Here is a 14582-nt window from a genome sequence, read left to right on the forward strand (position 1 = left end):
CATGGAAATACTAACGAATTGATTCTATGAAAATAAATTAAAATAAGTGCAGGGTAAGTTACCCTGCATTGTAGAAATTATTATTTTTAATTACAAATGAGATAGCCGCGATAAATACCGCTTTATTATTTTTGGTAAATGAATTCAACGCCTTCTTCGTCGCTTTCATCCCAGTCATCGAAATCATCATCGTCATCATCAAAAGCATCATCCATAGCCTGTTGATGATAATCATCCCACATAAATTCCACTTTTTCTGCTGCCGTTTCTGCTTCTTCTGCTTCACGAGGATGCGCATTCATGTAATCCATGAGATCCCAACATAAAGCTTTTACACCTTCATGATTAACCGCTGAAATCACATAATATTTATCATTCCAATCGAGTGCTTTTGCAATTTCCGCTGCACGTTTGGCGCTTTCTTCTTCACCCAATACATCCATTTTATTAAATACTAACCAGCGTGGTTTATTGGCTAATTTTTCACTATATTGGTGAAGTTCTTGAATAATAACTTTAGCATTTTCAATTGGATCTGATTCATCAATTGGAGCAATATCAATTAGATGAACTAAAACCCTACAGCGTTCTAAGTGTTTTAAAAAACGAATACCAAGCCCAGCGCCGTCTGATGCACCTTCAATTAAGCCGGGAATATCAGCAACCACAAAACTTTGCTCGTTATCCATTCTCACCACACCTAAACTCGGCACTAACGTGGTAAAAGGATAATCGGCAACTTTCGGCTTAGCGGCCGATACGGAACGAATAAAGGTAGATTTACCCGCATTTGGTAATCCTAACATTCCTACATCAGCAAGTAATAACAGTTCTAATAATACATCACGTTTTTCACCGGGAGTTCCGTCGGTTTTTTGTCTAGGTGCTCGATTAACCGATGATTTAAACCGTGCATTGCCAAGCCCATGGAAACCACCTTTAGCAACTAAAACCTTTTGTTGGTGATGCGTTAAATCACCAATGATCTCACCAGTATATTTGTCAGTGATCCTTGTTCCAACCGGAACTTTAACAGTAATATCTTTACCACGCTTACCAGTACAATCTGAGCCTTGCCCATTTTGACCACGCTCTGCACGGTAGTTTTTTTCAAACTGAAAATCAACTAATGTGTTGAGATTCTCATCTGCGATAAAAAATACATCACCACCGTCGCCACCGTCACCACCATCTGGTCCACCTTTTGGAATATACTTTTCACGACGAAAACCGACACAACCATTTCCGCCATCACCGGCTTCAACTCGGATTGATGCTTCATCAACAAATTTCATTATTTATCCTCTTTGTTGCGGTTAATTAGCAAACCTTTTCTTGGGTGCCATATATAATGCCCAATAGTTGCAAACATAGCACCAGCTACAACCGATAATGCGCCAATATAACCTAAAATATTTAAATATTGCATTGCAAACTTTTCCGGCCAAATTAAGGCAAACAAATCCGAAAAGATTAACGCAAACAGTGGTGTTAATGTTGTTATCGCACTCACTTGCGCCGCCTGCCAACGCTCCATTGCCATCACTAATGCACCATAAGCAATAATGGTATTTAAACCACAAAATACAATAGCAAATAGCTGAGTAGCATCAGCATTAGCCAATTTGGTTGGAGAGGTGAACGGTAATAGACCGACCGTACAGATCAAATAAATCAACCATAATAACTGTTCTGCCCGTAATTTTCGCAATAATACTTTTTGCGCAAGCGCATAACATGCCCAAGAGACCGAAGCAAGCAACCCTAGCCAAACGCCAATGCCATAGGTAGACATGTTTGAAAACAGATCTGCAATATTTTTATTAAAAAATAGTACTAACCCAATTAATAATACCAAAATCCCAATGATCTGGGTTGGTCTTAATCTTTCTTTAAAAACAAAAGCACTTGAAATCATAAATACCACAATGCCCATTTGCCCCACAACTTGAGCCGTTGTCGCAGAAAGGTACTGAACTGCACTGGCAAATAAAGCAAAATTGCCGAGCAAACCAAATCCGGCAATCATCAATAAGACAAAACGACGACGTTTTTTAAACATCGCTAAATTAGGGAACTGTTTTTTATATGCCAGCCATATTGTGATGCCAACAGCTGAAATAGCCAATCTCGACCATGCTAAGGTTAACGGATCGACAACCACTAAAGCATATTTCATTGCAATTGGCACAATGCCCCACATAACAGCGGTTAACATTGCTAATGCAAAACCTAATTTGACATTTTGTGGTGTTATCATAATGGGTAATATTATATAAAATTCAAGAAATGAAAAAAGCCCCACAATAACTGTGAGGCTTCTATAAACTTTTGAACCGCTTTTAATTAGCTGTTAGCAATTACACTAACATAACGACGGTTTTTTGGTCCTTTAACTTCGAATTTTACTTGTCCATCGATTAAGGCAAATAGTGTATGGTCACGACCACAACCTACGTTTGTGCCTGGGTGGAATTGAGTTCCACGTTGACGAACTAAGATATTTCCAGCAAGAACTTCTTGACTACCATAACGTTTAACACCTAAACGTTTACTTTGGGAATCACGACCATTACGTGATGAACCACCAGCCTTCTTATGTGCCATTGTTCGATACTCCTATTAAGCGATTGCAGTGATCTTCACATCAGTGAACCACTGACGGTGACCTTGTTGTTTACGATAGTGTTTACGACGACGAAATTTAACGATTTTCACTTTGTCACCACGACCGTGTTCAACAATCTCTGCTTTAATTGTTGCACCTTCAACAAACGGAGCACCAACTTTGATGTCTTCACCATTTGCTACCATTAAAACTTTATCGAAAACGATTTCAGAACCAGTTTCGACTTCAATTTTTTCCAAGCGAACGACTTGTCCTTCGCTGACTCGGTGTTGTTTGCCACCACTTTGGAAAACTGCGTACATACTCAACTCCGCAATAAAAAACAGACCATTACTTGATTGTACATATTTGTCTGCATTGATTAATCTTATAGGGCGTGAATTTTACGCAAAATTTATTCTTGTTGCAAGCTCTGTTTACTAAAAGATCGCAAAAAGTTATAAAAAAGATCTGAGACATACCGTTTTAGCGTTACAATATGATAAATCATTATTTACTTGGTAATTTATTTATAAGATGTCAAGCGGCAAAATACCCAAAAAAAAGACCAATTATCACGCCTCGACAATTAATCGCTTCTCATTATGGATGTTTTTTCTCGGGATAATTGCGTTAATCGCATTATCCATCTCCATTCAAGTTGCTAATGATACCAAAGGTAGTGCTTACCTAATTAATCAATTAGGGCTAATTCGCATGAAAAGCTATCAGCTATTATCGATGATCCCATTAAGCCAACAAGATAATTATCGCTTAGATATATTTAATGATATTACCAGCGAAAAACAACACTCGACTCTTTTTAAACAATATCACTTATCAAGTGAATTTGAACAGTTACAACACAAATGGGCAAGCTCAATAAAACCCAAAATACATCAAGCCCAACAAATGGATGCAATCAGAGAGGATATTGAACAATTTGTCCTACAAACTAATGAGTTAGTAAATAAAATAGATCAGAAAACTGAAAATCAAATTCAATATATTTTCCGCTTACAACAACTGTTTATCATTATTATAGCGATATTTCTTATCGCACAATGTTACTATTTACGCCGTTATCTTCTCAACCCTTGGCGTAAACTTATTAATATGGCCGAAGCTATTTCCAAACACAATTTCAGTGAACGTTTTACTATTAGATCAAGAAAAAACGAATTTGATTTATTGGGTTTGGCATTAAACAATATGTCTGAGCAAATTGAATCGCAATACTTATTACTCGAAGAGCGAGTAGCCGAAAAAACAGCCGAATTACAACAAACCAATAAAATCATTTCGTTTCAATATCAAGCAACCAAACAACTCCACACATCAGAACCATTATGTGAACGTTTTTTAATCATACTGCGCCAATTAGAAGAGTTAGTTCCACTTACCCAATTCCAGATTCGCTTTTATGAATCAAAAGACCCTGAACACTATCAACAGATCAGTTATGATAATGAGCAAAAATTGCCTTATTGCCAAAATCCCCATTGCCATGCTTGCTTAATTCCTTCGAAACCTTATCCAAAAAATGGTTTTCAACGTTATTGGTACCTACAAGATAATGGAGAAAAGCTCGGCGTTTTATTTGCCAGTCAACCACTAGAGGTAACCCTAAGTGACGAGCAAGAAAATCTAATTACCGGGTTAATTGAGCAGATGACAACAGCCATAATGCTCGATAGGCAGATAGAACAACAAAAACAGTATCTATTAATGAAAGAGCGCTCAGCAATGGCTAGAGAATTACATGACTCGATAGCTCAATCCCTTTCTTGTCTAAAAATACACCTAAGTTGTTTACAAATGCAATCGGATCTGGCTTCACAAAATAGCATTGATCTATTGGCTACCATGCGTAAAGAGGTCAATATCACCTATTCGCAATTAAGAGAGTTGATCACCTCTTTCCGGTTACGCCTTAACCAGACAGGCTTTTATGCCAGTTTAATGGAGTTAATAGAAGAATTTAATCAAAAGCTAAAATTTAATATTCAACTCAAATATCAATTACCGCTCAACATTATCCAAAGTAAACATGCTTTTCATTTATTGCAATTTCTTCGTGAAGCGCTCAATAATGTCTACAAACATGCAAAAGCGACGCAAGTCATCATTGATTTAACAATTGATGACCTTCAAATTATTACCTTAAGCATTGCTGATAACGGCATTGGTATACAAAACAATGTAAAACAAGACAACCATTATGGTATGGTGATAATGCGTGATAGAGCTGAAATACTTAATGGCAATTTGATCATCAATAGTCAACCACAACAAGGTACGCAAGTTATGATAAAATTTAAAGCCAACAACACCATTCCATTTAAGACAATAGAAGAGTAACCAAATGGAGCAGATAAAAAGTTCAATACTGCTAATCGACGATCACCCTATGTTAAGAAATGGCGTAAAGCAATTAATTAATACTGTTAACCACTTTGAAGTTGTAGGTGAAACAGGATTAGGTACTGAAGGGATTAAATTAGCGGAAAAACTTGAACCGGAAATTATTTTATTAGATATCAATATTCATGGTATGAGTGGTTTAGAAATTTTACGTTATTTACGTGAAAAAAACATCTCAAGCCGGATCATCATGTTTACCGTATCAGATGACAAAGAAGATATTATATCCGCCCTTAAAAATGGTGCTGACGGTTATTTATTGAAAGATATGGAGCCAGAAGACTTTCTCAACGCTTTAAAAGATATTGCGGAGGGAAAAGTTATTATGGATGAAGCCATTTCGCACATAATTATCAATTATATGCGCCAAAGCACAAAGCCACAGACCAAACAAATTCATGATGTAAAGTTACTCACACCAAGAGAACATGAGATATTTAATCTACTGGTGCAAGGTCTATCTAACAAATTGATCGCAAAAGATTTGGATATAGTGGAAAGTACCGTAAAAGTTCATGTAAAAAGTATTTTTAAGAAATTAAATTTCAAATCACGCATGGAAATGACCGTATGGTATTTACAGAGCAAAGAGTAATGCATTAATTGAAGATAATTGATTATACTGAACTCAATTGAAGCTTTTAAAGGCCGTTACCTATTGAATGATGCTATTAAACGGCTAACGTTTAGATAACCGGCAAGACCACCATTTTGTAAAGTAGCCTTGCCGGCTTAAATTAATGATTTGAAAACCAATTGAGTTTTTCTCGCAGCGCAACAACTGGCCCGACAATGATTAAACTTGGACTACGGGCTTGTAAAGCCAATGAGGCTAAATCACAAAGCAAACCTGCTACCACTTTCTGTTTGGTGCTGGTACCTTCCTCAACAATTGCTACCGGCGTTTGCTCATTCATGCCATGCTGAATTAATTGCTGACTAATATTTTGCGCTTGTGAAAGTCCCATATAAAAGACTAACGTCTGCTTTTCCGCCGCTAAACTTTGCCAATCAAGATGACTACCATCTTTTAAATGTCCGGTAATTAAACGAACACTATGTGCATAATTACGGTGAGTCAATGGAATACCGCTATAAGCTGAGCATCCCGAAGCAGCGGTAATACCGGGCACGACAGAAAATGGAATATTTGCATTAAATAAGGTTTCAAGTTCTTCCCCACCACGACCAAAGATAAACGGATCGCCCCCTTTTAACCGAACCACCCGCAAACCTTTTTGCGCTTGTTCTAATAAGATCTGATTGATCTGTTCTTGAGGAACGCAGTGATACCCTGCCCGCTTACCCACAAATATCCGTTGAGCATCACGCCTTGCCAGATTCAGTATCTCATCGGAGACTAAACGGTCATAAACAATAATATCAGCTTGTTGGATCTGCTGTAATCCTTTTAATGTCAATAACCCTGCATCACCCGGACCTGCACCGACTAAAACAACTTCGCCCCGATCATCAAGCGAAAGTTCAAATAGCTCATTGGTTAACTTTTCAACCTGCTGTGAATCATTATTGGCAATGGCTTGCGCTAACCGATCATGAGTAAAAAGCTTCTCCCAAAAACGGCGACGCTCAGTCAGTGTTTTATAAGTCTGTTTGGCTTTATTACGTAAATAACCTGCATATTGCGCTAATTTACCTAAATGCTGGGGTAAAATCGATTCAAGTTTTTCTCGTAATAAACGAGCTAAAACCGGTGCATGCCCGGCAGAAGATACGGCAACCATAATCGGCGAACGATCAATAATAGAAGGCATAATAAAGCTGGCATCTTTCGGCGAATCAACTACATTACAAAAGATACGGCGATTTTCCGCCGCTAAACTGACCGCTTGATTTGTCTGCTGACAATTTGTTGCTGCTATAACCAACCATTTATTATCCAGCAATTGGGCATTAAATTCGCCTTGCTCAAGTACCAACTGATTCTGTTTTTGCCAGCATAAAAATTGCTCATTAAATTCAAGCGCATTAACCGTTAACTTTGCACCCGCTTCAAGTAATAGCCGAGCTTTTCGCTCGGCAATTTCACCACCACCAACTAACAGACATTCACGGTTTTCTAACTTACAAAATAGTGGTAAATAATCCATAATGGCGCTGTTATCCTTTTGGTCGCTCTGTTTTAGGCGTTGAATACCAGTATCCTAATCCCATAAAGACCGCACCGGAAACAATATTACCCAGCGAGACCCAAAGTAAATTATGACCGATACCCACTAAATTATAAGCTTCACTATGATCACCAAACCATGAAAGTGAAAACAACGTCATATTGGCAACGGAATGTTCATAACCACAAGCAATAAAAGCAAGTAAACACCACCAAATGGCAATAAATTTGGCTGACCCTTCGACACGATTTGCCATCCAAATAGCTAAACACACTAACCAGTTACACAAAATGCCACGAAAAAATAGCGCACTTGCCGGTGCCATTGTTTTAGCCAGTGCAGCGCTATGCACTAAGCTGGTATTGACTGATAATAATGGTGTTGAGGCATAAAAATATAATGCGGCTACAAAAATAGATCCCAATAAATTAGCTAACCACGTCTGCGGTAAAACAAGCCACATTTGCTTATTTGTGATCTTGTTACATTTAACACCAAAAGTTAAAAACATGGTGTGACCAGTAAACAACTCTGACCCGGCGATAACAACTAAAGTTAAGGCGATACCAAATGTTGCACCCATAACTAACGGTCTTAACGAAGGATCGAGCAAATTGCCTAATGTGAAAATTAAAATAATGCCAAGACCAACATAAGCGCCCGCCATAGCAGAACTTAACCAAAACCCAAATGGATTAGTTTTGGCTAAACGAACAATACGTGCTGCATTAGTAGCACATTTATTAATTGTTTCGGTATACATAACTATCTAAACCTTAAAAACTGTTTTAACAAGACGATTTAACTTCAACAAAACCGTCTGCATTCACTTTGACTTGATAATGTGCAATTGAGTATTTAGCATCATCGATGCAATAGCCATCTTTCAAACGAAAACGCTGTTTTTTTAATGGGCTTGCAACATACAACTCATTTTCATGCTGTCCAATAATGCCTCGCGATAATACACTTGCTTCGGCAAAAGGATCGATATTACTGATAGCATAAAGTTCAGCGGTATCATAAGGGCGAAAAATGGCCACATGCTCATTGCCAACCAGTGCACACACCCCTGTTTCAGGTAAAATGTCATCAAGTTTACAAATGGTTATCCATTGACTCATATTATTGCTCCTCTAACATTGCTTTACGTTCTGCTGCTGTCGCCGGGCGATGTTGTTCTCGTTCTGCGATAAATTGCACGTTATCATCACGCTGATTACTATTAATAAAATGGCTAAATCGTTGTTGATTCTCTTGATGCTCAACGGTCTGTTTCCATTCACAAACCGTTAACTTGCGTAATCGTGTCATCTCTTTTTCAAGCTCGTCATTAATACCAAGCTTATTATCAATAATGACACTTCGTAAATAATCAATTCCGCCGTCTAAATTCTCCAGCCACACAGATGTTCGCTGTAATTTATCCGCAGTACGAATATAGAATATAATAAAACGGTCAAGATATTGAATTAAAGTTTGCTTATCCAAATCAGCGGCAAGCAAATCAGCATGTCGTGGCTTCATACCGCCGTTACCACAGACATAAAGATTCCAACCCTTCTCCGTTGCGATAACACCAATATCTTTACCTTGCGCTTCAGCGCATTCACGGGTACAGCCGGAAACACCAAGTTTAAATTTATGCGGTGCACGGATACCTTTATAGCGATTTTCCAGTTCAACACCCAAACCGACACTATCACCTACACCATAGCGACACCAAGTGCTACCAACACACGTTTTAGCCATTCTAAGTGCTTTAGCATAAGCATAACCACTTTCAAAACCGGCATCGATTAACTCTTTCCAAATAGCTGGCAAATCATCTTTTTGGGCGCCAAACAGTCCAATACGCTGTGAGCCAGTTATTTTTGAATAGAGATGATATTTTTTGGCAATTTGACCAACAGCAATCAAGCCTTCTGGTGTGATTTCACCACCGGCACTACGAGGAATAACCGAGTAAGTTCCATTTTTTTGAATATTACCCAAAAAGATATCATTACTATCTTGCAACGGGATTAAATTTTGTTTGAGGATATAATCATTCCAACAAGAAGCCAGTAGTGAACCAATGGTTGGCTTACACACTTCGCAACCATAACCACTACCATGTTTTTTAATCACTTCATTAAACGATTTTAACCCTTCAACACGAATCAAATGGTATAACTCTTGCCGAGAATATTTGAAATGCTCACATAAAGCATGACTGACTTCGATACCTTGTTTAGCTAATTCTGAGTTTAATAGCTGAGTCACTAATGGAATACAACCACCGCAACCTGTACCGGCTTTGGTTTCAGCCTTGATTGCTGCAACCGTATGACAACCAGCATGAATCGCATCGATAATTTTTGCTTTGGTGACATCAAAACATGAGCAAATTTGTGCCGTATCTGGCAATGCCTCAACCCCCATGGCAGGTTTAGCCCCTGCATAAGCAGGTAAAATTAAGGTATCGGGATGCTCAGGAAGATCCATTTCATTTAACATTAACTGTAATAAATTACTGTAATCTGCCGTATCACCGACTAACACCGCACCCAATAATCTTTTATTATCACCGCTAACCACCAGCTTTTTATAAACAGGTGCATTTTCATCTAAGTACACATAACTTCGGCTGTCAGGTGTTTTACCTTTAGCATCACCAATGCTACCAACATCAACACCCATTAATTTCAATTTAGCGCTCATATCAGCACCGTTAAATTGGCTTTGCTCACCGATTAAATGGGCAAGTGCGACCCCAGCCATTTTATAGCCGGGCGCCACTAAACCAAACACCTTACCTTGCCAGCATGCGCACTCACCAATAGCGTAAATATCCGGATCTGAGGTTTGGCAATTATCATTAACAACAATGCCACCTCGTTGACCAATCTCAAGCTGACAATCTTTAGCCAGTTGATCATTTGGTCTGATGCCGGTTGAAAACACGATAAAATCGACTTCCAGTGCAGAGCCATCAGCAAATTGCATAATCTTACCGGACGGCGTATGCACAATTTCTTGTGTATTTTTACAGGTATGAACGCCAACACCCATTTCCTCGATTTTACGACGTAGTTGCTCACCTCCCATAACATCAAGTTGTTCAGCCATTAATACCGGCGCAAATTCAACAACATGCGTTGCAACACCTAAATTTTTAAGCGCTCCGGCAGCCTCTAGCCCAAGTAAGCCCCCACCAACAACGGCGCCCGACTTACTACGCTTAGCACATTCGGCGATAGCATCAAGGTCTTCTATTGTTCGATAAACAAAACAATCAAAACCATTTGCCCCTTCAATAGGTGGAACCCAAGGATAAGATCCCGTTGCAATTATTAACTTATCATAAGAAACAATACGACCGGTTTGTGAGTGAACCTCTTTACGTTGACGATTAATTAAGATAGCGCGCTCATTAAGTAGTACATTGATATTGTTTTCTTCATAAAGTCCAGCTCGAACAAGTGAAAGTGCTTCAGCGGTATAGTCAGAAAAATAAGAAGAAAGATGCACACGGTCATAAGCAAGGCGAGGCTCTTCACAAAAGATAGTAATATTGAACTGATCAGACAACGATTTACCAACTAACTCCTCGATAAAGCGGTGCCCAACCATCCCATTACCAATGATAACGAGATTGGTTTTACTCATACAAATGCTCCAATTTTATTTTAATTCAATTATTTAATTTATTACTGATAGCTATTGTATGTGACTTTGACAAGAATATAATTACCCTCAAGGATTACCACTTTAGTAGTAATCCACAGAACAATATTTAAAACAAAGAATTACAGATAACGGCTTCATGACTTTATCGAATTTGGTTAGGTTGATATTGCACTCGATTTTGTTATCAATAATCACCAATCAAAAAATCAGCATTAATATACTTACTAAGTACTACTTGTCATGAAAGATAACAGTCTATGATTTAAGCATGATCAGATTAAAAAGTTGCTGGTTTAACGATGAAGAAAGTTCCCGGTTATTAATTAAATATAGTCAACTATAAGGCTGACCAAAATAGCAAAGTAAGCACTTAATCACGTTACAAGTGATGTCATAAAAACCTTAATTATCAATACAATCGCTAATAAATTATCAGGAGATTGATTAACACCATTTTAAGTTAAAAAACAACAAATTTTGTTGCCAATTGAGATTAAAATAGTATAATTAGCCGACTAAATAAATTGAGTAGTGATAATTGAATTACAAGTCTAGAGTACTTCCGTCTCGTGAAACCTTAGCACGAGCTCAAAGATTTAATGATGAAATTGTCGATGTTTCAGGCGTCGATCTCGTTTTAAGCTTGATTACCACAGCTGATTTAATACGATCTAATATTTATGCACAACTTGCTAAAGATTATGATGTTTCTGAAGGCAAGTTTGCCTTATTAATGTCACTGTTTTCCGAAGGTGAAACTTGTGCAAGCGATCTTGCATTACGTATAGGAGTGACACCAGCAACAGTATCGGTAATGGTTAAACGAATGCTAGCAGCAACCAACCCACTTATATCCATGACAAAAAATGATGAAGATGGTCGGTCACGTTTAATTACATTAACACAAGCAGGCATAACATTAATTCAAAATGCATTACCCAATCACCTAAAATCGATTCGTGCTTTTGCTCAGGTTTTAAATCCACAAGAACAAGAATCTTTAATATTGATGTTACGTAAATTATTACGAAAATAACTGACTTTATTAACATAAAGTCATCTTACTTTACTTAAATACTTAGCTGACTAAATAAATGGAAAATAAGCTATATATGAAAAAAAATATCAAAATCCCAGTTATATTTTTATTAATATTAACTTTTGCATCATTCTTAATCTTTTTAGGCTCACGAAACGACGCTGTAACTGTTGCCAAAAGCATCAAATCTGGCGTATTAACTGCTGATGAGATTAACATTGCCTTTCAAAATGTGGGCGGAAAACTCATTAAACGTTACGTGCAAGAGTCACAAATAGTGAAAAAGGGTGATCTTTTAATGCAACTCGAAGATGTCGATACAAAATTAGCTATTAACCGTCTTCAAGCACAAGTTGACAGCCAAAAGGCAATGGTTGCTCAAGAGCAAGCCGCCATTGAAATCACCGAAAATGAAACTAACCTAAATGAGTTATCAACATGGCGTAAAATTGAAGAGGTTAAAGCCAATTTAGAAGCGGCAAAATCGACAGAAAATTTAAATCGCATTGAGTATAACCGTTACATGCAAATGCGTAAGGGCGGTAACACATCGCAATCACAACTCGATAATGTCAGCAATGCTTATACCGCATCAAAAATGCAAGTGTTGCAAATTAAAAGCCAGCTATCAACACTGATGATTGGTGCAACACCGGAGCAAGTTAGCCAGTTTGAACAAACACAAGATGCAACCGGTATGACTTTACAATCAATCACCATTGCCAGACAAAAACTGCAAAATCGCCAAAATCAGTTAGCTCAACTCAAAGCACAACTGGCTCAAGCTGAAACAGAATTAGAACAGTTACAAATCAATTATAAACGTCTTACTTTAACTGCTCCGGAAGACGGTAAAGTTTTAAAACTGATGTTTGAAGATGGCGAAATGGTACCAAATGGTGCGCCAGCGGTATTGTTAGAAACCGATCGAAAATATATCGACATTTATGTTAATGAAAAAATGGTCAACGATTATCAACCCGGCACCATGGTAAAAGCCAATGTTATTGCACTTGATAAAGAAGTAAAAGGTAAAGTTCGTTTTGCAACTGCCGCACCGTCTTTCGCTGATCTCCGTATGACACGGGAACGAGGGCAAGCGGATTTAACTTCTTACCAAGTCAGAATTTATATGGAATCTATTCCACATCTATTAACCGGAATGACACTTGAGGTCGATCAATGATGCAAAACATCATTAAATCTATTCTTGAAGAGCTTGACGCAATGTTGTCAGGCCATTTTATACCTTACTATAAAGTTGCCATTGGCTTAGCGGCAATTGTTGCGCTGGTTTTCTCAATAGTACTGAGTCACGGCGCTGTATTTGAAGGCAAAATTGCCGTTATTGATCTTGACGGTTCGAACTATTCAACCGAACTAATTAGTAAAGTAAATACTTCGCCTTACATTGAAGTGTCCGAAGTTATTCGCTCACCGGTAAACCCAATTACCTTAGTTTCGCATGATCGTAATTTAGGCGTGTTATACATTCCTAAAGGTTTAGAAAAAAGCCTTAAACGAGGTGATCAAACTGTTCGTTTAGGTTATTTTGCCGATGATACTAATGATGCGCAAAACGCTAAAGTATTACAAAGCCTTAATGAATATATCCCAGAATTAGGTGCCGAACTGAGTGTCGGTAAAGTTGCCGCATTAGGATTAGGACGTGAAGCTACTGAAGCGACCTTATCGCCAATGCAACTTAAAACACGGTATATGTTTAACCCAGCCAGTTCATCAACAATATCAACTATTATCTACTTTGTGTACTTTTTCTCATCACTGACTTATGGATTAACTTCACTGATGATTGTTGGTCGACTAAAAGTTACCGGCATGTGGGAAATGGCATTAGAACGAGGGTTTGTATCACTCTTAGCAAGAACGATCCCCTACGCACTTTTTTATACAACAGGATTAACCTTAATTACCGCAGTGCTGGTGATTTTTGGGCAATTGCGTTTTGACGGTAACTATTTTGCATTTGTTCCGAGTATCTTTATGACCGGACTGGCTTTCGGTTGGCTAGGCTTACTCCTATCTTGGACAACCAATAACCCGGGCGAAGGTGCCAGCCGGATGATTTTCCTAGTACCACCAGGATTTATTATGGGCGGTTCAACCATGGCGGTCGGCATAATGCCAATTTGGACTTACTATGTCAGCCATGCATTTCCTTTAGTCTGGTTATTTCGATTCTTCCGCGATTTTGCCATGCGAGGGCGATCATTGGTTGATATGCTAGCAACTTATGGTATGTACATTATCTATTTAACTGTGATTGCTTTTGTGGTGATGTTAGTGGTTGAACGGGTAAAAAAACCAGCAGAGCAAGCGCAATTAAATTAATCTATTCAAACATAAGTTATTGAAACACCCTAGGGTTTCAATAACTTTCTTTTTTTTCTCTGTTTTCTTTTTAGTTTTTACACTAAAAATAGCTTCAATATTTGGGTAAACAGCTCAAAGCCTTTAAGTTTATTGGGTATTAATTGCTCATTTTGTGATGTTCATCACACTTCAAAATGAAATTAGCCTTATTTTTATCATTCTAAAATATTTTTCTTATCGTCAATAATTTTGACTTAATTGATTGAATTATCGAAGCAATATTACCTTTCCCTGCCGCTAAAGGGCACCTTTCCCCCTTTCAATTCATTTCAAACGAAAGCATTTTCTGTTCTTTTTTAACAAAATGAGTTTT

General features: G+C 37.9%; 13 protein-coding genes. 5 read left to right on the forward strand and 8 right to left on the reverse strand.

Translation table 11 applies throughout. The annotated features are described in order from the left end of the window. Positions 1-125 precede the first annotated feature (125 nt). The 4 genes from cgtA to rplU form a co-directional block, all read right to left on the reverse strand. On the reverse strand, positions 126-1295 hold the full coding sequence (cgtA, locus tag J3U37_RS06435; RefSeq protein WP_267329628.1) for an Obg family GTPase CgtA: 1170 nt from the start codon (positions 1293-1295) through the stop codon (positions 126-128). Next, entirely contained in the window at positions 1295-2260 is a 966-nt protein-coding gene (locus J3U37_RS06440) for a DMT family transporter (protein ID WP_220218679.1), read from the reverse strand. Before J3U37_RS06440 ends, cgtA begins: the two co-directional genes overlap by 1 nt. Before the next feature lie 86 nt (positions 2261-2346). Next, positions 2347-2607, reverse strand: coding sequence for a 50S ribosomal protein L27 (gene rpmA, locus J3U37_RS06445; RefSeq protein WP_025314437.1), 261 nt, complete (start codon positions 2605-2607; stop codon positions 2347-2349). Between the two features lie 15 nt (positions 2608-2622). Beyond that, positions 2623-2931 (reverse strand): 50S ribosomal protein L21, encoded by a 309-nt coding sequence (rplU, locus tag J3U37_RS06450; protein ID WP_220218678.1) that lies wholly within the window; start codon positions 2929-2931, stop codon positions 2623-2625. 214 nt (positions 2932-3145) lie between these two features. Between rplU and narX the strand changes: the two genes are divergently transcribed. After that, positions 3146-4969 (forward strand): nitrate/nitrite two-component system sensor histidine kinase NarX, encoded by a 1824-nt coding sequence (gene narX / locus J3U37_RS06455; protein WP_267373886.1) that lies wholly within the window; start codon positions 3146-3148, stop codon positions 4967-4969. A gap of 4 nt (positions 4970-4973) precedes the next feature. Continuing rightward, on the forward strand, positions 4974-5627 hold the full coding sequence (gene narL, locus J3U37_RS06460; protein WP_220218676.1) for a two-component system response regulator NarL: 654 nt from the start codon (positions 4974-4976) through the stop codon (positions 5625-5627). Positions 5628-5769: 142 nt separating this feature from the next. Here narL and cysG read toward each other — a convergent pair whose 3' ends face one another. Genes cysG through nirB form a run of 4 tightly spaced genes read right to left on the reverse strand, consistent with a single transcriptional unit; the run spans position 5770 to position 10815 of the window. After that, positions 5770-7143 (reverse strand): siroheme synthase CysG, encoded by a 1374-nt coding sequence (cysG, locus tag J3U37_RS06465; RefSeq protein WP_267373889.1) that lies wholly within the window; start codon positions 7141-7143, stop codon positions 5770-5772. Positions 7144-7153: 10 nt separating this feature from the next. Further along, complete coding sequence (gene nirC / locus J3U37_RS06470) at positions 7154-7927, reverse strand: nitrite transporter NirC (RefSeq protein ID WP_267329625.1); 774 nt, start codon at positions 7925-7927, stop codon at positions 7154-7156. A 25-nt stretch (positions 7928-7952) separates the two neighbouring features. Next, positions 7953-8288, reverse strand: a complete 336-nt coding sequence (nirD, locus tag J3U37_RS06475; protein ID WP_267336167.1) for a nitrite reductase small subunit NirD — start codon at positions 8286-8288, stop codon at positions 7953-7955. Position 8289: 1 nt separating this feature from the next. Next, positions 8290-10815, reverse strand: a complete 2526-nt coding sequence (gene nirB, locus J3U37_RS06480; protein ID WP_267373891.1) for a nitrite reductase large subunit NirB — start codon at positions 10813-10815, stop codon at positions 8290-8292. Positions 10816-11374: 559 nt separating this feature from the next. Between nirB and J3U37_RS06485 the strand changes: the two genes are divergently transcribed. The 3 genes from J3U37_RS06485 (at position 11375) to J3U37_RS06495 (ending at position 14227) form a co-directional block, all read left to right on the forward strand. Continuing rightward, positions 11375-11872 carry a MarR family winged helix-turn-helix transcriptional regulator gene (locus J3U37_RS06485; protein WP_220218671.1) on the forward strand — a complete coding sequence of 166 codons (498 nt, stop codon included), beginning with the start codon at positions 11375-11377 and terminating at the stop codon, positions 11870-11872. Positions 11873-11948: 76 nt separating this feature from the next. After that, on the forward strand, positions 11949-13061 hold the full coding sequence (locus tag J3U37_RS06490; protein WP_220218670.1) for an HlyD family secretion protein: 1113 nt from the start codon (positions 11949-11951) through the stop codon (positions 13059-13061). Further along, positions 13058-14227 carry an ABC transporter permease gene (locus tag J3U37_RS06495; RefSeq protein ID WP_220218669.1) on the forward strand — a complete coding sequence of 390 codons (1170 nt, stop codon included), beginning with the start codon at positions 13058-13060 and terminating at the stop codon, positions 14225-14227. Before J3U37_RS06490 ends, J3U37_RS06495 begins: the two co-directional genes overlap by 4 nt. Positions 14228-14582 lie beyond the last annotated feature (355 nt).

The sequence above is a fragment of the Gilliamella sp. B3172 genome (genome assembly GCF_026536465.1).
In the GTDB taxonomy this organism is placed as follows: domain Bacteria; phylum Pseudomonadota; class Gammaproteobacteria; order Enterobacterales; family Orbaceae; genus Gilliamella.

What these genes read in the sequence shown, in the direction of transcription:
- cgtA (WP_267329628.1), bottom strand. Translation starts at nt 1,295, where the DNA reads ATGAAATTTGTTGATGAAGCATCAATCCGAGTTGAAGCCGGTGATGGC.
- J3U37_RS06440 (WP_220218679.1), bottom strand. Translation starts at nt 2,260, where the DNA reads ATGATAACACCACAAAATGTCAAATTAGGTTTTGCATTAGCAATGTTA.
- rpmA (WP_025314437.1), bottom strand. Translation starts at nt 2,607, where the DNA reads ATGGCACATAAGAAGGCTGGTGGTTCATCACGTAATGGTCGTGATTCC.
- rplU (WP_220218678.1), bottom strand. Translation starts at nt 2,931, where the DNA reads ATGTACGCAGTTTTCCAAAGTGGTGGCAAACAACACCGAGTCAGCGAA.
- narX (WP_267373886.1), top strand. Translation starts at nt 3,146, where the DNA reads ATGTCAAGCGGCAAAATACCCAAAAAAAAGACCAATTATCACGCCTCG.
- narL (WP_220218676.1), top strand. Translation starts at nt 4,974, where the DNA reads ATGGAGCAGATAAAAAGTTCAATACTGCTAATCGACGATCACCCTATG.
- cysG (WP_267373889.1), bottom strand. Translation starts at nt 7,143, where the DNA reads ATGGATTATTTACCACTATTTTGTAAGTTAGAAAACCGTGAATGTCTG.
- nirC (WP_267329625.1), bottom strand. Translation starts at nt 7,927, where the DNA reads ATGTATACCGAAACAATTAATAAATGTGCTACTAATGCAGCACGTATT.
- nirD (WP_267336167.1), bottom strand. Translation starts at nt 8,288, where the DNA reads ATGAGTCAATGGATAACCATTTGTAAACTTGATGACATTTTACCTGAA.
- nirB (WP_267373891.1), bottom strand. Translation starts at nt 10,815, where the DNA reads ATGAGTAAAACCAATCTCGTTATCATTGGTAATGGGATGGTTGGGCAC.
- J3U37_RS06490 (WP_220218670.1), top strand. Translation starts at nt 11,949, where the DNA reads ATGAAAAAAAATATCAAAATCCCAGTTATATTTTTATTAATATTAACT.
- J3U37_RS06495 (WP_220218669.1), top strand. Translation starts at nt 13,058, where the DNA reads ATGATGCAAAACATCATTAAATCTATTCTTGAAGAGCTTGACGCAATG.